This window comes from Mesorhizobium sp. P2_D6, from assembly GCF_056404315.1.
On record NZ_JBFUEG010000003.1, the window covers coordinates 178567 to 200306 of the forward strand.

Genomic DNA, 21740 nt, shown 5'->3' on the forward strand with positions numbered 1-21740 from the left:
CAAGGAATTCTCCCCCCTATAGCAGCGCCTTGAGATGACCGACGTTTCGTCCCTGCCGCTTTATCCTCATCGCCATCTTCTGGGCATCCGCGATCTTTCCCCCGCCGATATCGAGCTTTTGCTCGACCGGGCCGATCGCGCCGTCGCCATTTCCCGGCAATCCGAGAAGAAAACCTCGACGCTGCGCGGCCGTACCCAGATCAACCTCTTTTACGAAGCCTCGACCCGCACGCAATCGTCGTTCGAGCTGGCCGGTAAACGGCTTGGCGCCGACGTCATGAACATGTCGGTGGCGAGTTCTTCGGTGAAGAAGGGCGAAACGCTGATCGACACGGCGATGACGCTGAACGCCATGCGCCCTGACATCCTCATCATCCGCCACCAGTCGGCGGGCGCCGCCGCGCTTCTGGCACAGAAAGTCGGCTGCTCGGTGGTCAATGCGGGCGACGGCGCACATGAGCACCCAACGCAGGCGCTGCTCGACGCGCTGACCATCCGCCGCGCCAAGGGACAGCTGTCGAAGCTGATCGTGGCGATCTGCGGCGACATCCTGCATTCGCGCGTGGCGCGCTCCAACATCATGCTCTTGAACGCGCTCGGCGCGCAGGTGCGGGTCGTCGCGCCGTCCACGCTGTTGCCGTCCGGCATCGAGAAAATGGGGGTCATCGTCTCGCGCTCGATGGCTGAAGGGCTGAAAGGCGCCGACGTGGTGATGATGCTGCGCCTGCAGCGCGAGCGCATGGAAGGCGCCTTCGTGCCGTCGGTGCGCGAATATTTCCGCTATTTCGGCCTCGATGCCGAAAAACTGAAGGCGGCCAAGGACGGCGCACTGGTCATGCATCCCGGACCGATGAACCGCGGCGTCGAGATCGCGTCCGAAATCGCTGACGGCCCGCAAAGCGTCATCCAGGAACAGGTCGAAATGGGTGTCGCCGTGCGCATGGCGGTGATGGAAGCGCTGCTTGATCCCCGCCGCAACGCAGAGGGCCGTGGCGCATGAGCACGACGGTCTTTGAGCGCGCCCGTATCGTCGACCCGTCGCGGGGCATCGATGAAGTCGGCACCGTCATCGTCGAGGGCCGCAAGATCGTTGCTGCCGGCAAGGCTGCCCTGAACCAGGGGGTGCCGGCGGGAGCCACAGTCGTCGACTGCGCCGGGAAGACGATCATCCCCGGCCTGATCGATGCGCGCGTCTTTATCGGCGAGCCCGGTGGCGAACACCGCGAGACGATTGCATCGGCAAGCGTTGCGGCGGCGGCCGGCGGCGTCACCTCCGCCGTCATGATGCCCGACACCGACCCGGTGATCGACAATGTCGCACTGGTCGAATTCGTGCTGCGCACCGCCAGGGACACCGCAATCGTCAATATCTTCCCGGCGGCGGCGATCACCAAGGGCCTTGCCGGTCGCGAAATGACCGAGTTCGGCCTGCTGCGCGAGGCCGGCGCGGTCGCCTTTACCGACGGCCGGCATACCATACCCAGCGCGCTGGTGATGCGCCGGGCACTGACCTATGCCCGCGATTTCGGCGGCGTCATCGCGCATGAGACGCAGGATGGCGATCTGGCCTCGGCAGGCGTGATGAATGAAGGCCTCTATGCCAGTTGGCTCGGCCTAGCCGGCATTCCACGCGAGGCCGAGTCCATCCCGCTGGAACGCGACCTGGCCCTGGCGCGGCTGACGCACGGCGCCTATCACGCGGCCAAGATTTCGACGGAAATGGCAGCGCAAGCCGTAAGGCGGGCGAAAGCCGACCAAGCCAATGTCACGGCAGGCGTCGCGATCCACAATCTGTCACTCAACGAGAACGATGTCGGGGAATACCGCACCTTCTTCCGGCTGACGCCGCCGCTGCGCGCCGAGGAGGACCGGCTGGCGATGATCGAAGCGGTCAAGGACGGCACGATCGACATCATCGTCTCCTCGCACGACCCGCAGGATGTCGACACCAAACGCCTGCCCTTCGCCGATGCCGCTGCCGGCGCCATCGGGCTGGAGACGTTGCTGGGCGCAGCACTGCGGCTCTACCACAATGGCGATGTGCCGCTGCTCAGGCTGGTCGAGACGCTGTCCACGGCACCGGCCAAACTGTTTGGCCTGCCGGGCGGCACGCTGAAGCCGGGCGCTCCGGCTGATCTTGCAGTCGTCGATCTGGAAGAACCCTGGATCGTCAGCGAAAGCGGTATCCGTTCGCGCTCGAAAAACACCTGTTTCGAAGGTGCGCGGCTGCAGGGCATGGTCTTGCAAACGCTGGTGGCGGGCCGCACAGTGTTTTCAGCCTAGGGCGATCGCGGCCCATTGCACGTCGATTTGCTGCCAGGGAAATGCGGGGGGAAACAATGAGTTACAACGTCATCCTGGCATTGCTGTTCGCCTATCTCCTCGGCTCGATTCCCTTTGGCCTGCTGATCACCCGCACCGCCGGTCTCGGCGACGTGCGCAAGATCGGCTCCGGCAATATCGGCGCCACCAATGTGCTGCGCACCGGCAATAAGGGCCTGGCCGCCGCGACGCTGGTGCTCGACGCGCTGAAGGGCACGGCGGCGGTGATGATCGCGCGCCATTACGGGCACGACTTCGGACCGTGGGCCGGCCTTGGACTCTGGGCAGGCCTCGGCGCCTTCCTTGGCCATCTGTTTCCCGTCTGGCTTGGTTTCAAGGGCGGCAAGGGCGTGGCGACCTATCTCGGCGTGCTGATCGCGCTCGGCTGGCATGTGGCGTTGATCTTCATCGTCGTCTGGTTGGTGATGGCTTTCGTGTTTCGCTACTCCTCGCTGGCAGCGCTGACGGCGGCGGTCGTCGTGCCGATCGCGCTTTATTTCTGGAGCACGCCTGAGGTCGCCGGGCTGTTCGTGGTGATGAGCCTGATCGTCATTGTAAAACACCGCGCCAACATTTCGCGCCTGCTTGCCGGCACCGAGGGTAAGATTGGAGCCAAGGGATGAGCAAGCCTGCCGCCGGGCCGCGCCTCAGCGACCGGCAGCGGCTGAGCTGGCTGCGGCTGATCCGCACGCAAAATGTCGGCCCGGCCTCGTTTCGCGAATTGATCAACCGCTTCGGCTCGGCCGAGACAGCGCTCGAGATGCTGCCCGAGCTGATGATTTCGGGCGGCGCCAGAAAAATCGTCCGCATTCCCTCCATCGCCGAGGCCGAAGCGGAACTGGAGGCGGCCGGCGAGAACGGCGCCCGCTTCGTCGGCATCGGCGAGGCCGACTACCCGCCGATGCTGAAAAACATGGACAATCCGCCGCCGCTGATCGCCATGAAGGGCGAAGCCGCGGTGTTTCGCCTGCCGGCCGTTGCCATTGTCGGCGCCCGCAACGCTTCGCTGGCCGGGATCAAGATGGCGCGCATGCTGGCGGCGGATCTTGGCCGCGACGGCTATGCCATTGTCTCGGGCCTGGCGCGCGGCATCGACACGGCGGCACATCAGGGCAGTCTCTCGACAGGCACGATTGGGGTGCTGGCCGGCGGGCTCGACGTCCCCTACCCGCCCGAAAATGCCGGCTTGTGCGACGACATTGCCGAACGTGGCGGTGCCGTTGTTTCGGAGAAGCCGTTCGGCTGGCAGCCGCGGGCGCAGGATTTTCCGCGCCGCAACCGGCTTGTCGCGGGTGCGGCCCTCGGACTTGTGGTGATCGAGGCGGCGCAACGCTCGGGCTCGCTGATCAGCGCGCGCCTGGCCGGCGAAATGGGCCGGCTGGTCTTTGCCGTGCCGGGTTCACCACTCGATCCACGCTGCGCCGGCTCGAACGGCCTGCTCAAGGACGGCGCCACGCTGGTGACCGAGGCATCCGATGTTTCCGGCGCGATCGCGCCCTTGGCCGGCACGCGGCCGCCCAGGGCGGCGTCCTCGGAAAAGGCGCCCGACTTTTCGGCAACGCCGCCGCCCGGCGAGGACGAGCGCAGCGGCGTGCTCGAAGTGTTGGGGCCGACTCCGGTGGCGGTGGATGAAATCATCCGCCACACCGGCCTCAACGCCGCCCAGGTGTCGATGGTGCTGCTTGAACTCGACCTTGCCGGCCGCATCGAGCGCCACGCCGGCGGCAATGTCTCGCTGGTGTTCGGCGGCTCCTGACGGCTAGCGGAACAGATACCGCGACACCTCCGGATTGCCACGGCGCCACATCACATTGTCCAGAAAATAATGATGCACGTTGATGAAGATCAGCACGATGAAGAAGAACAGCGATGATCCCAGGACTTGCCTGTCATAGGGGATCAAAGCCGTCAGCGCGGACGGGATCAGCCAGAAACCGAGATAGCCAAGGGCGGTGCCGCCGACGATAAAGCCGAGGAGCCGGAACCTGTAGAGAGGGCCGAGAAAGGACAGGACCTTCGGCTGCGGATCGCTTTCGGCATCGGAGCTGTCACGCTCGACGTTCGTCTGGTAGCGCCAGACCACGGCGAGATACTGCAGCGAGTGGAGCGCAGGCACGATCAGCAGCCAGAGCGGGTTTATTCTGGCAATCAGGATCCAGAGATAGAGCGACGCGACATAGGCCACCAGGCCGTTATAGGGCAGACCGCCACCGTTCTTTCGCCAGCGATTGACCAACATCAAAAGCGTGGCCGCCGTCGACGCAACGGCCGCCAGCAGGGCAATGTCGGCAATCCAGGAAGGGGCGGCGAATGTGTAATAGTCCAGCCCGTAATATTTGCCCCGGGTGACCGCGGTGTTGGTCTGCAGCCACGCCAGGATCCACACGGCGTAGGAATTGACCAGCAACACCTTCTTGTCGCGGTCGTCGAAGAATTTGCGCTTGAGCACCGCGTCCACCATCAGCATGCCGTAGCCCTGCTTGACGTAGTGCCAGCCGACAAAAAAGAACATGGCGTTGGTTGCATAGCCGAGCAGCCGCGTGTTCGCCGCCGCCGCGCCATAGGCGAAGAACCCGGCCATGACCAGGGGCACGACGATGCCCGCGAAGATGTAGCGGAGTTGCAGGCTCCGGTCGTAGCCGTCGCCGGACACCTTGCGCGTGAAATTGCGATAGAAAAGCTGGTAGGAGTGGGCGAAGTGAGGATAGTTCACGAGATAGGCCACGAAGACCATCGTCGCGGCTACCGGACCCTCATACTCGAGCGGAACGAGAAACAGCACCGGCAGGATGAGAAAAGCGCTGCCGCCCAGCATCAGGAAATCTGCGACCGGGCCGAAGAGATACTTCTGAGGTGTCGCCGCCTTAGGAGCTACAGCATCCGCCGAAAGCTGAAGTGCCATGTTCGAACCCTCCCCTGGGAAGGTTGAGTTTAGCCAGCCGCGGACGTAGCGACAAGGTTGGAGCCGCGCCCGCGCCGATGCAGGCCCCAAGGTCGTCCTGTCATTTTGCGAGTGGTGGTGGTGAGCGCGATGGGATTCGAACCCATGACCTGCTGATTAAAGTCAGGGTCTCAACGCCAAACGAATGCAAGCACTACGACTTCGACGCGGCGAACGGCAAGGCTATCCCTCGCCAGCCATGGGCCGATGCCGAGATCCGGGAGCAAAACGCAAGGTTCAAGCGGCTCGCGGCAGACGAGAGGGACGCTGCCGACACATTCAGGCGGGTTGAAGGTGCCCGACCGAGCGCTCGCGCATCCTCAACACCAGCAGGCGCGTGGCCGCGAATGGCGCCATGGCGATAAACGCCATCACGACACTGACGAAAACCGACAAGAGACAGATCCCGCCGGGGACGGAGCAAACTGTTTCCATGAACTACCCCTTTCCACCGTTATCCTGGCGGCCTCCTCCGCGCGCCTCTGCAAGCATGCTCCCGCTTCAATATAAATACAAGTATGTGCTAATAGACACGGGCTGGAAGCGGTTTCTTGGGAGGGACCGGTGAGCTTTCTTCGTCCTAGGCCAAAGCCCAAAAAGGCATACCCCAACAGCGACCGTTTTGAGGAGGATGGTCGGCGCATTTACAGCGCTTACGATGCCGCGACAGTGGCTCGCCCTGGGCGCAAAGTGTGGGCGAAGCGTTTTCGGCTTGCGGCGATCGTGGTCGCAGTGATGGCCGTGGCGCTGGCGGCCATCGTCTTCAGCGTCTTGCCGCACTAGCCGCGCCCCAATGCGTGACAACGAACCTATTGAACGCCCTGGCAAGGGTTGGACAAGGTCCGGGTGACCACGATACGAAAGGCTGGGGACGCACGGGCGGCGTACGGGTGCCAGGCAACGGCCAACGGCAGCGCGCTCTGGCGGGCCACAGGAAACCAATTCAAAACTCAATCGTTGAACTAGGGTATGGCGCCAATCGGGAGTGCCCATGAACCCTCGTGACAACGCTGTTTCTCCGTTTGAGGAGGAACAACACCAAGCCCGACTCGCAAAGAGCGCACGGCTCCGAGAGCTTCGATCTCATGCGTCTTGGCTGGCTTTCGACCCTCATGCCCAGTTTCATGATGAGATAGACCTCTCAGTCATTTTCGAGGAAAACGCGTTGCGCAACCGCTTGTAGAAGCGGGCCAAGTCCCAGGGACTTCAGTCGTAATTGAGTCATTCCTAATATGCCTATAACTTAGGCAGTGCGGGGGACCCCCGAATTCCAAACCCGCAATGGCCGGTGCGCCTCGCTTGCCCAAGCACCCCCCGCACCGGCCATTTCTACTTTCTGGGGACCTATGCTGAGTAGGTATCGCATCGAGGCGATGAAGGAGTTGCGGCTGAGTTAGCGCCGAAAATGATTTAGATTAACGTTACATGTCGATTGGTTAAAATGCGGAACGTCCAATCGACGCTTCCGGAATCAAAAGGATAACGTCAGACCTTAGTCCAACAGAAGAAGCCCCGCACTGAATGTTCAGCAACGGGCTATGTTCCCGCAAGGAACCGACCCTTGTATCCATAAATTGAAAATTCGGCAGATCACCAGATCTGCCGACTATCGAGGGAGGATGTCACATGCCAACGTTCATAGTCACAGGGTCCTATTCAGCCACGGCAGCGAGTGGAATGATTGACAATCCGTCGAACCGAGAAAAGGCGGCCCGTGCCATCTTTGAAGCAGCGGGCGGGAAACTGCATTCTTTCTACGTCACGACGGGCGAAACTGACTGGATGGCAATCACGGAATTCGGCGACGGTGCTGACCTGATCCCCGCACTTCTCGTCGTCGGCGCATCGGGAGCAGTATCGAATGTCAAAACCGTGCGAGCATACACGGGCGCAGAGTTCAAGGCGGCCCAAGAGAAGGCGGGAAAAATCGCTTCTTCCTACAAATCCCCGGCAAAATAGGCAGACCACTGGTGCACCATCACGGGCCTGCAAGGCCTGTAATTTATCACGTTGCTAAGTCTGGCCCGCTGCCTCGGTGACGGGCTTTTTAAGGGTGGCTCATACCCACACTGACGGCACTTAAACGCGCCACCGCTCGCTTGATCGGCCATGGGCTCCTGCTTTGCTCGCGATATCCAACAGCGCGAGCATTGTGGCGTCTCGTCAATGATGGGCTGATATCCATGTACGCGGGCACCGGCAGACGCACTGCTGTCCAGATCTGATTTCAGTTTTGCCCGAGTTTCATCGCGTGAAGGGGAGTTTGCGCCGTAGTTTTCCGGCCTTCCGTTCCTCTGCGAAAGCCACTGTGCGGCCACAGATTTGCGGATACAACAACTGACCGGTTGACCTCGTGTACCTACATTTTGTTGGTGAGCGCGATGGGATTCGAACCCATGACCTACTGATTAAAAGTCGTTTTCCCGCCACTTACCCAAGCCCTTGCTTTCGTTTAACAATTGACCATATCCACTAATAAGTGGTTGATTCGAAAGGGACATGTTTGGACAAATCAGGACATCGTGCGACTCTGACCGCGCACAAGGGACCTTTGATTTGACGGACACAGTGTGGACACGGGGGAGCGCTCCTGATCATGCCAGCTAAGCTTTCAGATACCACCAACAATCCAGCCACGGGCGTCGAACGCAATCAAGAGGAAAAGCGGCATCGCTATCTGTCCCCTGCCGAACTGGCCAAGCTGACCTCGGCATTGGCGGAGTTGGACGACCAGCAGGCGGCAAACATCGTTCGGCTACTGTCAGGTCGCAGGTGGTATTCTCGATCACTACAATAAAAAGACGGGCCGCTGTGACCCAAGTCTGGATCGCCTCGCCACGTTGCTAGGGCTCGCCAGGACGACAGTCAGCGAAGCGACAACTGCGCCAAGCAAAGCTGGCTTAGTCACCAAGATAAGCCACGGCGGCCGGCATCATACCGCTGCATATATCCCCAATTTCGTCAAATTTCGGTCGATTGTCCCCGACTGGAACGCTCGAATGCGAAACCTCGCGCCACCTCACGCCACGGGGCCTAACAATTTCGCCAAACGGCGAAGTCACGGTTCGCCAATCGGCGAAAATGATGTTCGCCAGATGGCGGAACAAACCTTCCGAAAGAACCGTCCGAAAGAACCTCACGGGGGAATGAGTCGGTCCCGAAATCAGGGAAGAGGCTTGGGAAAGAGGCCGCATCTGCGCGAACCCAGCATTGCCCAGGCAATACACTGGCGGCAGGAAGACGGGACACCTCCCACCGCGCGGCAGCACAGGCCGCGTCCGATTGGAAAATCGCTCGCGATATCCAGTCAATCGTGGATCCGGTGAAGCGCAACGAAGCCTACCTGCGCGCGGTGGGATCGGTATCTGAGGGCGACGACGCGGAACGCCGAGGCGCGATATCGAAAATCTGAGGGAACAAAAATAACGGTAGATGAAACGGTGTCCTGCCTGATGCGGCGGGTCCTCCCAGCTTCAAAACTGTTAGCGGGGCGGCAAAGCGCGATCTATATCCAGTCTGACGCTGTTTTCGAAGCCTAAACTGGCGGCTAAAGAAGAAGCCTAAACTCGGCTAAACAACGGCCCTGTATGGCAGAGCTCTTCGACGAAACATTGAGAGTGCATCAATGCCTGCGCCTTCACATGGCTATGCGTCTCCTTGGGTGCCGCAAATGTCGGCCGTAGAGGAAAACTGTGCCGTCGGCCTCGCCCGCCGACACTGAATCGCCGCGCATGACCGCGCTAGCGATGGGGCAATGCTTCGGCAGGGGTCGCCCCAGCCGGCCATCCTCTGAAGGCGGCACGATGTCTCGACGTATGCGTTCATGTTGGATTGTCGCCGTTGGTGAACAGCAGTTTCGCAGGCTGTCACCTTTGGGTGCGCCGCTTGCTTCCACCTCCCGGCGTAGGCGCTTGGTATTTCTCGCCTCAACGATGCGCAGCAGGTGGCTGGCTAGGACCAGCATCTCGCCAGCCTCTGTCGCATCCTCCAGCGCCACCGTTCGGTGGCTGATGAGGTTTTTGTAGGAACCAACGGCGCCTGAAAGAGTGCGGAAAGCGCCGCAAGGGTGCCGGCGAGTTACGGATAGCCGCAGCTGCCCGCGTCATGGACTGAACTACCCGAGAGTTTGACTGGCAAGCGCATAGGTCACCGGTTCAGCTGAGGCGCCGACGGCAAAATCGGTGAGGCGTTTGCCCATCGACATGGTGAGCACCGTGTCGAAAACCGGCATGCCGCTGTGCGACAGAAAGGCGGCGAACTCGCCATTGTCCATGTGGGTGTCGATCCGCAGGAAAGACCCCGAATGGTCGTCCACATGCGGCCGCACGATCGCCACGGCGTCGGCATCGCTTTCCGCCACGACCGGCCCCACGACGTGGCCTCGCCCGAACGGCCGGCAGAGCGCGAATGCGTTCAGCCTGCCATCCTTGAAAAGACCATAGCCGGCCGAGTGTGCGAAAAGCCTTTCGATGAGTGCCGCCCGCCTCACGCCAAATCCTGCCGCGTCGAGCGCGATAGCTGCGGGAATGTCCCCTGCGCCCAAGGTCCTGACATCGCGTATGTCTCCCGGGCTACCCGTCGTCTCCAGGCGGGCGATGCCCTGGCATTGATAGACAGTCTTCTCCGGCTGGAAGTCGAGCGAAAGATAGAGCCGCCTTGCCGCCCTGGTCGCATTGAGGCGCAAGTCGCGGCCGGCTACCCTGTCGAAGACCCGCTTCATCAGCCATTGCCCCGCCCCCAGCGTCTGGAGTCGCGGCGAGGTGATGACCATCCCCACGGTGGCGAAATCCGTGCCATGCGCGAACCACATGGCCGAGCCGAGAACCCGGCCGATCTCGTCGAGCGCTACGAACCCCTCTCCCGATTGGCGCAGGAATTGCCAATCCTCGGCGCGATGCGGCCATCCCACGGAGAGCGAGAGTGCGTGCAACCGGTCAAGATCGACGCCTTCGATGTCGTCGATGCGCATCGAGAAAGTATCGATTTTCAAGCTCTCGGACGGCTTCAAGTCCATGCCCCTGAAAGATTACCACGAGGGAGGGCGACCTATTGGCGACCGCCTACTGTCCCGCCAACGCTAAACAAGCAGCCCGGTACGATTTGCTCGAAAGCCGCGCGCCAACGCAAGATTCGACTGAAACACTTCCGCTTTCGGCACGCAATCGCGAAAGAACGCGCACACTCTCTCTGGAAATCTAGCAGCATATGGTCGACGGCATCGATCCGGCGAACCCGAAATGTTTTGAGGGCTGGAATGGACGTCTTCGACATCCTCGATCGTCTCGTCGCCTTTCCATCGGTCGCCGGCAGACCGAACGGCGATATCGCCGGCTGGATCGAGACCTATCTCGCGGAACACGGAACCCAGGTCACCGTGCTTCCAGGGCCGGAAGGCGATCGTTCCAATCTTTTCGCAACGATGGGCCCTGCCGATGTCCCGGGCTACATACTGTCCGGCCATATGGACGTCGTCCCCGCCAGTGAGCCGCAATGGAGTTCGAGCCCTTTCGCGCTACGCCGGGAGGGTGAACGGCTCTACGGACGCGGCACCACGGACATGAAAGGGTTTCTTGCCGCGGCACTCGCGGCCGTGCCTACGCTGGCGGGACTGCGCCTCGCCAGGCCAATCCACCTCGCCTTCTCCTATGACGAGGAGGTGGGATGCCGCGGCGTGCCGCATTTGATCGCCCGCCTTCCTGAGCTTTGCGCAAAGCCGCTCGGCGTCATTGTCGGCGAGCCGAGCGGTATGCGCGCCGTGCGCGGCCACAAGGGCAAGGCGGCCGCCCGCGTGATCATCAATGGGCGATCGGGCCATTCCTCGCGGCCCGATCTCGGACTCAACGCCATCCATGCCATGGCCTATGCGCTGAGGGCGGCCGTGAACGAGGCCGAACGGCTGACGCACGGTCCGTTCGACCCTGCCTTCGAGCCTGCCTATTCCTCGCTGCAGGCCGGGGTGATCGCGGGCGGACATCAGGTCAACATCATCCCCGACAGCTGCAGGCTTGACCTGGAGGCACGCGCCATCCCAGGGATCGACCCGGCGAGCCTGCTGGCGCCGGTAAAGGCGCGGGCCGAGGCCCTCGCAGGCGATGGCTTTCTGGTCGAGTGGACGCCGATGAGTGCCTATCCGGCGCTGTCGCTGCCGCAAGACTCTGGGCTGGCGGGACTGCTGCGCGAACTGACAGGCGAAGCGCCGCTCGCCGCCGTCAGCTACGGTACGGAGGCCGGACTTTACCAGGCCGCTGGGTTCGATGCGATCATCTGTGGACCGGGCGACATCGACCGCGCCCACAAGCCGGATGAGTACATTCTCACCAGCGAACTCGCAGCCTGCCAGCGATTGATCGAGGCGCTGGGCGCCCGCTGCGCGGCTTGAAGGAAACCGGATGACGTTCCTGTTCAATTCCGATGCGGGGCGCGGGGCGGTCTTCGCCGATGCATTCGCTAGAGAATTGCCAGACGTCCCCTTCACGATGGATGCTGCAGCGGTCGATCCCCACGCGGTACGCTATCTCATCACCTGGACCGCGCCAGAAGACCTCGCGCGCTACAGGAGCCTGGAGATCCTGTTTTCGATGGGCGCTGGCGTGGACCAGTTCCGCTTCGATACCGTGCCGGAACAGGTGAAGATCGTGCGTACGGTCGAGGAAGGCATCGTGCGCATGATGCAGGAGTATGTGACGCTGGCCGTGCTCGCGCTGCACCGCAACCTACCTGCCTATCTGGCGCAGCAGCGCGCCGGCGAATGGAGCGATATCGCACAACTCCAGGCCGGGTCGCGCCGGCTCGGCATGCTTGGCCTCGGGCAACTCGGCCAGGCCGTCCTCGACCGGCTGAAGCCCTTCGACTTTCCGCTCGCCGGCTGGAGCCGCTCGCCTCGACAGATCGCGGGCGTGGCCTGTTATCATGGCGAGCTTGGGCTGGAGGAGATGCTCGCGGCCAGTGACATATTGATCTGCCTGCTGCCACTGACCGAGGATACGCGCGGTTTTCTGAATGCCGACCTGTTGGCGAAGCTGCCCAAGGGCGCGGCGCTCGTCCACGCGGGCCGGGGGTCGCAGCTCGATCATGAAGCCCTTGTCGCCGCACTGAACAGCGGCCACCTTTCGGCGGCAATGATCGATGTGACCGATCCCGAACCGCTGCCCGCAGGCCATCCGTTCTGGTCGCATCCGAAGATCATCCTGACCCCGCATGTCGCAAGCGTCACCCAGCCGGCGACAGCCGCGCGGGCCGTCATCGAAAACATCAGGCGCCACCGCGCCGGGCTCGACCCCATCGGGCTCGTCGACCGGTCGCGCGGCTATTGAAGTCCAACCTGAAAGGCCATCCCTTGTCCCTGCTCAAGACCGTCGACACCAGCCCTGCCTCCCCGCCGCGCGAATCCAGGGCTCTGCCCGAACGGCTGATTGCGGGCAATCCCGCCTTCAAGACCTGGGCGCAGGACGCCGCCAAGGACGATCTCGCCCATACCGGCGTCTGGGAAGCGACGCCCGGCGAGACGCGCTCGATCAAGGGCGAAACTTTCGAGTTCTGCCATATCCTCACCGGCGTGATTGAAATCACGCCCGATGGCGGCAAGGCGGTGACCTACCGCGCCGGCGACAGCTTCGTGATGAAGCCTGGCTTCACCGGCGTCTGGAAGACCATTGAAACGGTGCGCAAGATCTACGTGACCGTAGGGTAATGGCGTCCGGGTGAGGCGCTGGCCCCGCAACAGATTTTGCCGTCCCTCATCGCCAGCACGCAACAATCAACCGCGACCGATCCTCGAACGGTGCCTGCTGCGCTGTTGCTCGCGCTAGGCTCCTCCAGAACAGCTGAGAGTGGGCGCCCATGGGCCTGAGCTTCGACCCGGATACCGTCTCCCTTCCCGTCGGCCATTTTGTCGGCGGGGAACTGATCGTGGCCGAGGGTGCGATCGAGATGCGCCGACCGTCGGATGGCAAGGCATACGCCGCCAGCCCCATAGCCGATGTCGATATGGTCGACCGTGCGGTGGAGAGCGCCAAGGCGGCGTTGAAGGCCAGCAACTGGGGCGGCGTCCGGCCACGCGAGCGCACCCGGGCACTCCAGGCCTGGGCCGACCTGATCGAGGCGGAAGCCGAAACGCTGGCAAAAATCGAGGCGCTGTGCTCGACGCGGCCCGTCGGCCAGCTCGTCGCCGGCGACATCGCCGTGACCGCCGAGCAGATCCGCTTCTTTGCCGAATTCGCCGACAAGGAAGGCAGCGAGCTCGTGCCCACGGACGATGCCACCCTTGGCATGATTATGAGCGAACCTTATGGCGTGGTCGGCGCGATCACGCCCTGGAATTTTCCCATCTCCATGGCCGGCTGGAAACTTGGTCCGGCACTGGCCGCGGGCAATGCGGTGGTGCTGAAGCCGTCGGAAATGACACCCTTCTCGGCCGTCTATATGGCAGAGCTCGCCGTCAAGGCCGGCCTGCCTGCCGGGCTGATCAACGTGGTGCTCGGCGACGGTCCGACGACCGGCACGGCGCTGACCGGTCATCCCGAGATCGCCAAGGTCAGCTTCACCGGCTCGACCCGCGCCGGCTCGGCCATCATGGAGAACGTTGCCCGCGCCGGCGTCAAGCCGATGACACTGGAACTCGGCGGCAAGAGCCCGCAGATCGTCTTTGCCGATGCCGACCTGGAGAAGGCGGCGACGGCGATCGCCGGCAGCGTCACCTTCAATGCCGGCCAGGCCTGTGTGGCCGGCACACGCTTGATCGTCGAGTGGAGCGTAGCCGACAGGCTGACGGCCGCCATCCTGGAGAAGATGAAGGCGGTGCGGCCCGGCCCGACCTGGGATGAGGCAACCCACTATTCGCCGATCATCTCTGAACGGCAGCGGGCGCGTGTCGATAGCATCGTGCGGACCGCAATCCAGGCCGGCGGCGAATGCCTGACCGGCGGCGCCGCCATGGACAGCCCCGGCTATTTCTACGAGCCGACGCTGATTGCCAATGTCGATCAGGCCAATCCTGCAATCATCGAGGAAATCTTCGGCCCGGTCCTGACCGTCCAGACGTTCGAGACCGAGGAAGAAGCGCTGACGCTGTCGAGCCATCCGACCTACGGGCTGGCTTCCGGCCTGTTCACCTCCGACCTGTCCCGTACCATCCGCTTCGCGCGCAAGCTCGAAGCGGGCACCGTCTGGGTCAACCGCTACAGCCGCTCGCGCGACCATATTCTGCCAACCGGCGGCTACAAGCGCTCCGGCATCGGCAAGGATCTCGGCCGCGAGGCCTATCTCGCCAACCGCAGGACCAAGAGCGTCCTGATCAGCCTGTGAAGAGAAGCCGATGAAGTCCTATTCGATCGCCCTGATCCCAGGTGACGGCATCGGCCGCGATGTGACCGCCGCCACCTGGACGGTGCTGGAAACCGCGGCCAAAAACTTCGGCTTTGCGCTGACGGGAACCGAGTTCCCCTGGTCCTGCCGCTTCTTCAAGGAAACCGGCCGCATGATGCCGCAGGACGGCATCGACACCTTGCGCGGCTTCGACGCCATCCTTCTCGGCGCGGTCGGCTGGCCGGCGGAGGTGCCGGATTCGGTCTCGCTGCACGGCCTGCTGCTGCCGATCCGCAAGGCGTTCGTGCAATATGCCAACATCAGGCCGCACCGTCTGCTGCCGGGCGTGAAGGGCCCGCTGCGGGCCGAGGGCTTCGACATCCTATGCATCCGCGAGAACACCGAGGGCGAATATTCGGGCGCCGGCGGGCGCGTGCATCAGGGAACTCTGGACGAGGTGGCCGTAGAGACCTCGATCTTCACCCGCGCTGGCGTCGAGCGCATCCTGCGCTTCGGCTTCGAGCAGGCGCGGTCGCGGCGGCGGAAGCTCGCCTCGGTCACCAAGTCCAACGCGCAGAAATACTCGATGGTGTTCTGGGACGACATCACGCGAAAGCTGGCTGCGGATTATCCGGACGTCGAAGTGACCAGCTATCATGTCGACGCGCTCGCCGCGCGCATGATCATGGCGCCGGAGAGCCTCGACGTGGTCGTCGCCTCCAACCTGTTCGGCGACATCCTGACCGACATCGGCGCAGCGATCCAGGGCGGGCTCGGCTACGCCGCCTCCGCCAACATCAATCCCAACCGCTCGGCGCCGTCGATGTTCGAGCCTGTGCACGGCTCCGCGCCCGATATCGCGCATCTGGGCATCGCCAATCCGATCGCCACCATCTGGTCCGGCGCCATGATGCTCGACCATCTCGGCGAAAAGGCTGCGGCCGGCCGCGTCATGCAGGCGGTCGAGGCCGCAACCGCCACAGGCATAGGCACCGTTCCCGGCAAAGACCGCACGGACGCCATCACCGCCGCCGTCGTCGCGGCGCTCACCTGATTGCAAGGTCGTTTTCGATGAAAAATCTGAAAGACAAAAGTCTGTTCCGCGAGGCCGGCCTGATCGGCGGCAAATGGGTCGCGGCCTCTTCCGGAAAGACGGTCGATGTCGTCGATCCGGCGACCCAGGCAACGATCGGCACGGTGCCCGACATGGCCGGTCCGGAGACCCGCGCTGCGATAGACGCCGCAGCTTCCGCCTATGGCGATTGGAAGAAGAAGACCAACGCCGAGCGCGCTGGCCTCCTGGAGACCTGGCATGGCCTGATGCTCGCGCATCTGGACGATCTCGCGCTGATCTTGACGACCGAACAGGGCAAGCCCCTGGACGAGGCCAAAGGCGAGATCCGTTACGGCGCGTCCTTCGTCAAATGGTTCGCAGAGGAGGCACGCCGCATCAATGGCCACACCATCCCCTCGCCCACGCCGGACCGGCGCATCATCGTGCTGAAGGAACCGGTCGGGGTGTGCGGCATCATCACGCCGTGGAACTTCCCCAACGCGATGATCACCCGCAAGGTCGCGCCGGCGCTGGCCGCCGGCTGCACGGTGGTGATCAAGCCATCCGAGTTCACCCCCTATTCGGCGCTGGCCCTCGGCGTGCTTGCCGAACGCGCGGGCATCCCCGCCGGCGTCATCAACATCGTGACCGGCATGCCGGCCGAGATCGGCAACGAGATCATGGCGAACGAGACCGTTTGCAAGATCTCTTTCACCGGCTCGACGCGGGTCGGGTCGCTGCTGATGCGTGGAGCGGCCGATACCGTCAAACGGCTCAGCCTCGAACTCGGAGGCAACGCGCCCCTCATCGTCTTCGACGACGCCGATCTCGATCTCGCCGTCGAGGGCGCGCTTGTCTCGAAGTTCCGCAACGGCGGCCAGACCTGCGTCTGCGCCAACCGCATCCTCGTCCAGGCCGGAGTCTACGAAACCTTCGCCGCGAAGCTTTCCGCCCGCGTCAACGCCATGAAGGTGGGGCCGGGCACAGAACCCGGTGTCGCCATCGGGCCGATGATCAACATGGCGGCGGTCGAGAAGATCAACCGCCACGTCGAGGATGCGCTCGCCAAAGGCGCGGCGATCATCACCGAAAAGCCGGCGCTGCCGGAGGGTCCTCAGTATGTCGCGCCGCTGGTGCTGACCGGCGCCACAAAAGACATGCAGCTCGCCGGTGAGGAAACCTTCGGTCCGGTCGCGCCGCTTTTCCGCTTCGAGACGGAAGAGGAGGCGATCGCGCTCGCCAACGGCACACCCTACGGCCTTGCCTCCTACTTCTACACAGAGAACCTGAAGCGCGCCTGGCGCGTCGGCGAGGCGTTGGAGTTCGGCATGGTGGGGCTCAACACCGGCTCGGTCTCGATGGAAGTCGCCCCCTTCGGCGGCGTCAAGCAGTCGGGCCTCGGCCGTGAGGGTGCGCAGGCCGGTATCGAGGAATATCTCGAGATGAAGAGCTTCCACATGGGCGGGCTCAGTTGAGGCAAATGGCTGAAGCCCGACTACAACGGATCGACGATCACTGAATCCGATCGAGCGCCTTGTAGTAGAGGCCGACCATCGGCAGGAACCACGGCTTGCCGGAATAGCCGGGAATGGCAGGCCACTCGAACCCCTTCATCGGATTGCGATCCTCGCGGCCGAGCATGGCATCGGCCATGATCATGCCGAGATGGGTGGAAAGCTGCGCGCCGTGACCGGAATAGCCCATCGCGTACCAGACACCGTCATGGTAGCCGGCCCGCGGAAAACGGTCCTTGGTCATGTCGACCAGCCCGCCCCAGCAATAGTCGATCTCGACCTTGGCGAGCTGCGGGAAGATCGCCGCGAGGCCCGCCTGCAATATCTGTCCGCTCCTGGCATCGGAGCGCTGGTCCGATGTCGCCGAAAAGCGGGCGCGGCCGCCGAAGATCAAACGCCGGTCCGGCGAAAGCCGGAAGTAGTTGCCGATGTTCATTGATGTCACGCATGTCCGGTTGCCGGGCATGGTGGCAGTGATCTCGGCGTCGCTCAACGGCCGCGTGGCGATGATGAAGCTGCCGACGGAGATGATCCTGCGGCGGAAATAGCTGAAATTCGGCGTCGTGTAGGCACCGGTCGCCACCAGCACATTGTCGGCGCTGATCCGGCCGCGGGAGGTGGTGATCTCATGCTTGCTGCCGACCTGCCTTCGATCCGTCACCGCCGCGTTCTCATGGATGGCGGCGCCATGACGGGCGGCGGCCGTGGCCAGGCCTGCCACGTAGCGGCCCATATGCATCATGGCGCTCTTCTTCGACAGCATCGCGCCGTGAAAGGGCGAGCCGATCTCGGACTTGAGATCGGCCGCAGACAGCAGTGCGGTATCCGGATCCACTTCGGCATGGAGGGCTTCGAAGTTGCGGGCGATCGCTTCGAAATGCTGCGGCTTGGAGGCGAGCTTCAGCTTGCCGGCGCGGCGGAAGTTGCAGTCGATGCCTTCCTCTGCGACCAGCGCCTCGATGGTGTCGACCGAGGAGTCCAGCGCCCGGTAGAGCGCGATCGCGCGTTCCTTGCCGAGTTCCGCCTTGGCAGAGAGGTAGCTGTGAGCAAGACCGTTGTTCAGGTGCCCGCCATTGCGCCCGGAAGCGCCCCAGCCCACCCGCTCCGCCTCCAGCACAGCCACCTTCGCGCCGGCCTTCGCCAGTTGGCGCGCGGCCGCAAGACCTGTGAAGCCGCCACCGACGATGGCGGCATCGTAGTGCCCCTCGACCGGGTCTAGCGCCCCGCCGGTAAAGACAGGGGCCGTGTCGTGCCAGTAGGAGATCAGTTTCATCGACGATCCGCCTGCTTCAAAGCCCGACCACTCCCGGAAGACCGGAAATGTCTGATATCTCGACATAGCCATAGTACGGGTTGGCCGGTTCGTGACCGCGATTGACCCAGACCTTGTTCTTGATGCCGAGATCGTGGGCCGACATCAGGTCGTAGCGGAACGAGGACGAGCAGTGAAGAATATCTTCCGGACCGCAGCCCAGCATGTCGAGCATGTATTCGAACCCCTTGAACCGGGGCTTGTAGGCTTGCGCCTGCTCGGCCGTATAGACGGCATGGAACGGCGCGCCGAGCTTCTCGACATTGGACATGATCTGCGCGTTCATGGCGTTGGACAGGATGACCAGCGGAATTTCCTTGGCCACCTTCGCCAGGCCGGCCGGAACATCTGCGTGAGGTCCCCAGGTCGGGACACGCTCGTAGACCATATTTGCGTCGTCAGGGCTGAAGGCGACGCCGTTGCGCTTGCAGGCGCGCTCGAGCGCGTTGTGGACGACGTCGGCATAGGGCTTCCAGTCGCCCATGATCTCGTCGAGCCGATAGGCGGCGAAGTTCTTGATGAACTCCTGCATACGCGGTTCGTCGAGCCGGATGCCGTAAAGGTCTCGCGCCGCTTCCGCCATCTGGAAATTGGTCAACGTGCCATAGCAGTCGAAGGTGATGTATTTGGGCCTGAAAGAAGCCATGTCCGTCGATCTCCAGTGGAACCACATCCGCGTTGGGATGAATTTCATCATAGGACGGGTGGCGGCGACCCACCTGACCGAAATCGCCCTCCCGAAAGCAGAAAGTTCCGTATCCACCATCCGGTTTGGCACGCTGTAGCATCTGGTGTGCCGAACGCGGCGCCGCGCGTGACGTGACGCGCGTCCGCCGTGGCAGGCGCCAGCACAAGATGCGGCGTACCCCTCGCGCTACGGCGAAAGATACCGCCGAAGCCGAAGCCTTCAGACGATTTGCGACGCGCCAATGGTCGAGACTTGAGCTCAGATGGAAGGATGCCTCATGCACCAGGGCGAGATCGAGATTCAGGACTTCGGGCCGGACCATATCGAGGGAGCAGTGGCGCTTTCTCGCCAGGAGAATTGGCCGCATCGCCCGCAGGACTGGCAGATGGCGCTGCGGCTCTCAAGGGGCGTGGTCGCGCTCGACGACCAGGGCCGTGTCACCGGAACCATCCTGGTGACGCCCTACGGCACGGATTGCGCCATGATCAACATGGTGATCGTCGACAGGAACGTGCGTGGAAAGGGGCTCGGGCGCCGGCTCATGGATCAGGCCCTCGCCCTTGCCGGCGACCGTCCGCTGCGGCTCGTCGCGACGACTGACGGCATGCCTCTCTATGAGAAGCTCGGCTTTGTATCCTCCGGCACGATCCGGCAGCATCAAGGTACGGTTGCAGCGCTCGGCGCACCCGATGGCGTGGAAGCAGCAGGCGCCGGCGATTTGCCTGACATCAAGACGCTGGACCGCGACGCCTATGGCGCCGACCGGGAAGCCCTGATCGATGCGCTGGCCGAACGCGGCCAATTCGCCGTTATCCGCCGCAACGGCACCATCGAGGCCTATGCCGCGATCCGCCCGTTTGGACGCGGTGAGGTGATCGGACCGGTCATCGCGGAAAGCGCTGACACCGCGAAGGCCCTGATTGGCTTCTTCGCCGCGAGCCGCCCCGGCGCCTTTCTGCGCGTGGATACCGACAGCAGGACCGGCCTTGCCGGCTGGCTCGAAGACATCGGCCTTGCCCATGTCGGCGGCGGCGTGGCCATGGACCGTCCACCCAAGAACGGCGCGGAACAGGCCAGGCCAAAAGTTTACGCCCTCGCCAACCAGGCGCTCGGCTAGGAGGACAACAATGCTCGCCAATTCCCTGATCGAACTCGACCGCGCCCATCTCATCCATCCGGTCTCATCATACCGCGGCCATGAGGCGCTCGGCGTGCGCGTCTTGAAATCGGCGAAGGGCGCGACCGTGACCGATGCGTCCGGCAAGCAACTCGTTGACGGTTTCGCGGGGCTGTGGTGCGTCAATGCCGGCTACGGCCATGACAGCATCGTCGAGGCGGCGGCCCGGCAGATGCGCGAGCTCCCCTACGCCACTGCCTATTTCGACCTCGGCTCGGAGCCGGCCATACGGCTCGCCTCGGAACTGGCCGAGCGCGCGCCCGGGGATCTCAATCACGTCTATTTCACGCTCGGCGGATCGGACGCGGTCGACAGCACGATCCGTTTCGTCCGCTACTACTGGAATGCCAAGGGCGAGGCGAAACGCGACCAGTTCATTTCCATCGAGCAGGGTTATCACGGGTCGTCGGTGGTCGGTGCCGGCTTGACCGCGCTCCCCGCCTTTCACGCCGGTTTCGGCATTCCCTTCGAATGGCAACACAAGATCCCCTCCCCCTATCCCTATCGCAACCCGGTAGGCGAGGACGGGAACGCGATCATCGCCGCATCGCTCGCCGCATTGAAGGCCAAGATCGAGGATCTCGGACCGGAGCGGGTCGCCGCCTTCTATGCCGAACCGATCCAGGGCTCAGGCGGCGTCATCGTCCCGCCGAAGGGCTGGATCAAGGCGATACGCGAACTCTGCCGGGAGTACGGCATCCTGTTCATCGCCGACGAGGTGATCACCGGCTTCGGCCGCACCGGCCCCCTGTTCGCCTGCACGGAGGAGGACATCGTTCCCGACTTCATGACGACCGCGAAGGGGCTGACCTCGGGCTATGTTCCTATGGGTGCCGTGTTCATGGCCGATCATGTCTACAACGTCATCGCCGATGGCGCGGGCGCTTCTGCGGTCGGCCACGGCTACACCTATTCCGCCCATCCCGTCAGCGCCGCCGTCGCGCTCGAGGTGTTGAGGCTCTACGAAGACGGCCTTCTGGAGAATGGCATCAGGGCCGGCGCTCGCCTGATGGCGGGACTGGCAGGCCTGAGCGACCACCCTCTTGTCGGCGATGTGCGCGGTCGCGGTATGCTTGCCGCGATCGAACTGGTGGTCGACAAAAAGAAGAAGACACCGCTTCCGGCTTCGGCCATGGCGGCGCGGCGCGTCTTCGACAGGGCTTGGGACAACGGCCTGATCGTCCGTGCGTTTGCGCATGGGGTTATCGGCTACGCTCCCCCGCTCTGCTGCACTGACGACGACATCGATGCGATTATCGAGCGCACGCGCCGGACGCTTGACCAGACGCTGGACGATGCGGATGTCCGCCAGGCCCTGGCATGACGGGCGACGAATACCACGTGTTTCGAAATAGCGCCGGGGCAAACGATTTCGCAATTTTGTGCCGCAGCCCTGCGCCTTTTCGGCGAATCCAGCGCGGGGGAAGTG

19 protein-coding genes are annotated in these 21740 nt (G+C 63.3%); 15 read left to right on the forward strand and 4 right to left on the reverse strand.

What is annotated here, in order from left to right:
- Window positions 1–34 precede the first annotated feature (34 nt).
- The 4 genes from AC1D1L_RS07235 to dprA are packed head-to-tail and all read left to right on the forward strand — an operon-like array spanning window position 35 to window position 4078.
- Entirely contained in the window at window positions 35–1000 is a 966-nt protein-coding gene (locus tag AC1D1L_RS07235; protein WP_477340074.1) for an aspartate carbamoyltransferase catalytic subunit, read from the forward strand.
- Window positions 997–2283: a dihydroorotase gene (locus tag AC1D1L_RS07240; protein WP_477340076.1), complete on the forward strand. Its 1287-nt coding sequence runs from the start codon at window positions 997–999 to the stop codon at window positions 2281–2283. The genes AC1D1L_RS07235 and AC1D1L_RS07240 overlap by 4 nt, the downstream gene beginning before the upstream one ends.
- A gap of 56 nt (window positions 2284–2339) precedes the next feature.
- Window positions 2340–2945, forward strand: a complete 606-nt coding sequence (gene plsY, locus AC1D1L_RS07245; protein ID WP_477340078.1) for a glycerol-3-phosphate 1-O-acyltransferase PlsY — start codon at window positions 2340–2342, stop codon at window positions 2943–2945.
- Window positions 2942–4078 carry a DNA-processing protein DprA gene (gene dprA / locus AC1D1L_RS07250; protein WP_477340080.1) on the forward strand — a complete coding sequence of 379 codons (1137 nt, stop codon included), beginning with the start codon at window positions 2942–2944 and terminating at the stop codon, window positions 4076–4078. Before plsY ends, dprA begins: the two co-directional genes overlap by 4 nt.
- A 3-nt stretch (window positions 4079–4081) precedes the next feature.
- Here the strand turns inward: dprA and AC1D1L_RS07255 are convergent, their stop codons facing one another.
- Window positions 4082–5224, reverse strand: coding sequence for a hypothetical protein (locus AC1D1L_RS07255; protein WP_477340082.1), 1143 nt, complete (start codon window positions 5222–5224; stop codon window positions 4082–4084).
- Between the two features lie 1716 nt (window positions 5225–6940).
- On the opposite strand from AC1D1L_RS07255, the gene AC1D1L_RS07260 reads away from it, so the two are divergent.
- Together AC1D1L_RS07260 and AC1D1L_RS07265 are read left to right on the forward strand one after the other, a co-directional pair.
- The gene (locus AC1D1L_RS07260; RefSeq protein WP_352586900.1) at window positions 6941–7222 is read left to right on the forward strand and encodes a GYD domain-containing protein; all 282 of its coding nucleotides are present in this window, start codon (window positions 6941–6943) and stop codon (window positions 7220–7222) included.
- Between the two features lie 637 nt (window positions 7223–7859).
- Entirely contained in the window at window positions 7860–8060 is a 201-nt protein-coding gene (locus tag AC1D1L_RS07265) for a hypothetical protein (RefSeq protein WP_477340084.1), read from the forward strand.
- A 1317-nt stretch (window positions 8061–9377) separates the two neighbouring features.
- On the opposite strand, the gene AC1D1L_RS07270 is transcribed toward AC1D1L_RS07265, so the two are convergent.
- Window positions 9378–10277 carry a GNAT family N-acetyltransferase gene (locus AC1D1L_RS07270; RefSeq protein WP_477340086.1) on the reverse strand — a complete coding sequence of 300 codons (900 nt, stop codon included), beginning with the start codon at window positions 10275–10277 and terminating at the stop codon, window positions 9378–9380.
- A gap of 240 nt (window positions 10278–10517) precedes the next feature.
- Between AC1D1L_RS07270 and argE the strand changes: the two genes are divergently transcribed.
- The 6 genes from argE to AC1D1L_RS07300 all read left to right on the forward strand — a co-directional run bounded on the left by argE (window position 10518) and on the right by AC1D1L_RS07300 (window position 17095).
- Window positions 10518–11642 carry an acetylornithine deacetylase gene (gene argE, locus AC1D1L_RS07275; protein ID WP_477340088.1) on the forward strand — a complete coding sequence of 375 codons (1125 nt, stop codon included), beginning with the start codon at window positions 10518–10520 and terminating at the stop codon, window positions 11640–11642.
- Between the two features lie 10 nt (window positions 11643–11652).
- Window positions 11653–12576 carry a 2-hydroxyacid dehydrogenase gene (locus AC1D1L_RS07280; RefSeq protein WP_477340090.1) on the forward strand — a complete coding sequence of 308 codons (924 nt, stop codon included), beginning with the start codon at window positions 11653–11655 and terminating at the stop codon, window positions 12574–12576.
- Window positions 12577–12599: 23 nt separating this feature from the next.
- On the forward strand, window positions 12600–12953 hold the full coding sequence (locus AC1D1L_RS07285) for a cupin domain-containing protein (protein ID WP_477340092.1): 354 nt from the start codon (window positions 12600–12602) through the stop codon (window positions 12951–12953).
- A gap of 149 nt (window positions 12954–13102) precedes the next feature.
- Window positions 13103–14566: an aldehyde dehydrogenase family protein gene (locus AC1D1L_RS07290; RefSeq protein ID WP_477340094.1), complete on the forward strand. Its 1464-nt coding sequence runs from the start codon at window positions 13103–13105 to the stop codon at window positions 14564–14566.
- A gap of 10 nt (window positions 14567–14576) precedes the next feature.
- Window positions 14577–15620 carry a tartrate dehydrogenase gene (locus AC1D1L_RS07295; protein ID WP_477340096.1) on the forward strand — a complete coding sequence of 348 codons (1044 nt, stop codon included), beginning with the start codon at window positions 14577–14579 and terminating at the stop codon, window positions 15618–15620.
- A gap of 17 nt (window positions 15621–15637) precedes the next feature.
- Complete coding sequence (locus AC1D1L_RS07300; protein WP_477340098.1) at window positions 15638–17095, forward strand: NAD-dependent succinate-semialdehyde dehydrogenase; 1458 nt, start codon at window positions 15638–15640, stop codon at window positions 17093–17095.
- Window positions 17096–17132: 37 nt separating this feature from the next.
- Here AC1D1L_RS07300 and AC1D1L_RS07305 read toward each other — a convergent pair whose 3' ends face one another.
- Both AC1D1L_RS07305 and AC1D1L_RS07310 read right to left on the reverse strand, forming a co-directional pair.
- Window positions 17133–18407: an NAD(P)/FAD-dependent oxidoreductase gene (locus AC1D1L_RS07305; protein ID WP_477340100.1), complete on the reverse strand. Its 1275-nt coding sequence runs from the start codon at window positions 18405–18407 to the stop codon at window positions 17133–17135.
- Window positions 18408–18423: 16 nt separating this feature from the next.
- Complete coding sequence (locus AC1D1L_RS07310) at window positions 18424–19092, reverse strand: haloacid dehalogenase type II (protein WP_477340102.1); 669 nt, start codon at window positions 19090–19092, stop codon at window positions 18424–18426.
- On the opposite strand from AC1D1L_RS07310, the gene AC1D1L_RS07315 reads away from it, so the two are divergent.
- The 3 genes from AC1D1L_RS07315 (at window position 19091) to AC1D1L_RS07325 (ending at window position 21635) form a co-directional block, all read left to right on the forward strand.
- Window positions 19091–19231, forward strand: a complete 141-nt coding sequence (locus tag AC1D1L_RS07315; RefSeq protein WP_477340103.1) for a hypothetical protein — start codon at window positions 19091–19093, stop codon at window positions 19229–19231. The two genes, AC1D1L_RS07310 and AC1D1L_RS07315, sit on opposite strands and share 2 nt — an antisense overlap.
- A 180-nt stretch (window positions 19232–19411) precedes the next feature.
- Window positions 19412–20251, forward strand: a complete 840-nt coding sequence (locus AC1D1L_RS07320) for a GNAT family N-acetyltransferase (protein WP_477340104.1) — start codon at window positions 19412–19414, stop codon at window positions 20249–20251.
- A 10-nt stretch (window positions 20252–20261) separates the two neighbouring features.
- A complete protein-coding gene (locus AC1D1L_RS07325; protein WP_352583416.1) occupies window positions 20262–21635 on the forward strand; it encodes an aspartate aminotransferase family protein in 1374 nt (457 codons plus the stop codon).
- Window positions 21636–21740 lie beyond the last annotated feature (105 nt).

Coding starts and splice junctions, on each gene's coding strand:
- AC1D1L_RS07300 (WP_477340098.1), top strand. CDS start 15,638: ATGAAAAATCTGAAAGACAAAAGTCTGTTCCGCGAGGCCGGCCTGATC.
- dprA (WP_477340080.1), top strand. CDS start 2,942: ATGAGCAAGCCTGCCGCCGGGCCGCGCCTCAGCGACCGGCAGCGGCTG.
- AC1D1L_RS07315 (WP_477340103.1), top strand. CDS start 19,091: ATGTCCGTCGATCTCCAGTGGAACCACATCCGCGTTGGGATGAATTTC.
- AC1D1L_RS07260 (WP_352586900.1), top strand. CDS start 6,941: ATGATTGACAATCCGTCGAACCGAGAAAAGGCGGCCCGTGCCATCTTT.
- AC1D1L_RS07265 (WP_477340084.1), top strand. CDS start 7,860: ATGCCAGCTAAGCTTTCAGATACCACCAACAATCCAGCCACGGGCGTC.
- AC1D1L_RS07255 (WP_477340082.1), bottom strand. CDS start 5,224: ATGGCACTTCAGCTTTCGGCGGATGCTGTAGCTCCTAAGGCGGCGACA.
- AC1D1L_RS07240 (WP_477340076.1), top strand. CDS start 997: ATGAGCACGACGGTCTTTGAGCGCGCCCGTATCGTCGACCCGTCGCGG.
- AC1D1L_RS07280 (WP_477340090.1), top strand. CDS start 11,653: ATGACGTTCCTGTTCAATTCCGATGCGGGGCGCGGGGCGGTCTTCGCC.
- AC1D1L_RS07310 (WP_477340102.1), bottom strand. CDS start 19,092: ATGGCTTCTTTCAGGCCCAAATACATCACCTTCGACTGCTATGGCACG.
- AC1D1L_RS07295 (WP_477340096.1), top strand. CDS start 14,577: ATGAAGTCCTATTCGATCGCCCTGATCCCAGGTGACGGCATCGGCCGC.
- AC1D1L_RS07270 (WP_477340086.1), bottom strand. CDS start 10,277: ATGGACTTGAAGCCGTCCGAGAGCTTGAAAATCGATACTTTCTCGATG.
- AC1D1L_RS07320 (WP_477340104.1), top strand. CDS start 19,412: ATGCACCAGGGCGAGATCGAGATTCAGGACTTCGGGCCGGACCATATC.
- AC1D1L_RS07290 (WP_477340094.1), top strand. CDS start 13,103: ATGGGCCTGAGCTTCGACCCGGATACCGTCTCCCTTCCCGTCGGCCAT.
- AC1D1L_RS07235 (WP_477340074.1), top strand. CDS start 35: ATGACCGACGTTTCGTCCCTGCCGCTTTATCCTCATCGCCATCTTCTG.
- plsY (WP_477340078.1), top strand. CDS start 2,340: ATGAGTTACAACGTCATCCTGGCATTGCTGTTCGCCTATCTCCTCGGC.
- AC1D1L_RS07305 (WP_477340100.1), bottom strand. CDS start 18,407: ATGAAACTGATCTCCTACTGGCACGACACGGCCCCTGTCTTTACCGGC.
- argE (WP_477340088.1), top strand. CDS start 10,518: ATGGACGTCTTCGACATCCTCGATCGTCTCGTCGCCTTTCCATCGGTC.
- AC1D1L_RS07325 (WP_352583416.1), top strand. CDS start 20,262: ATGCTCGCCAATTCCCTGATCGAACTCGACCGCGCCCATCTCATCCAT.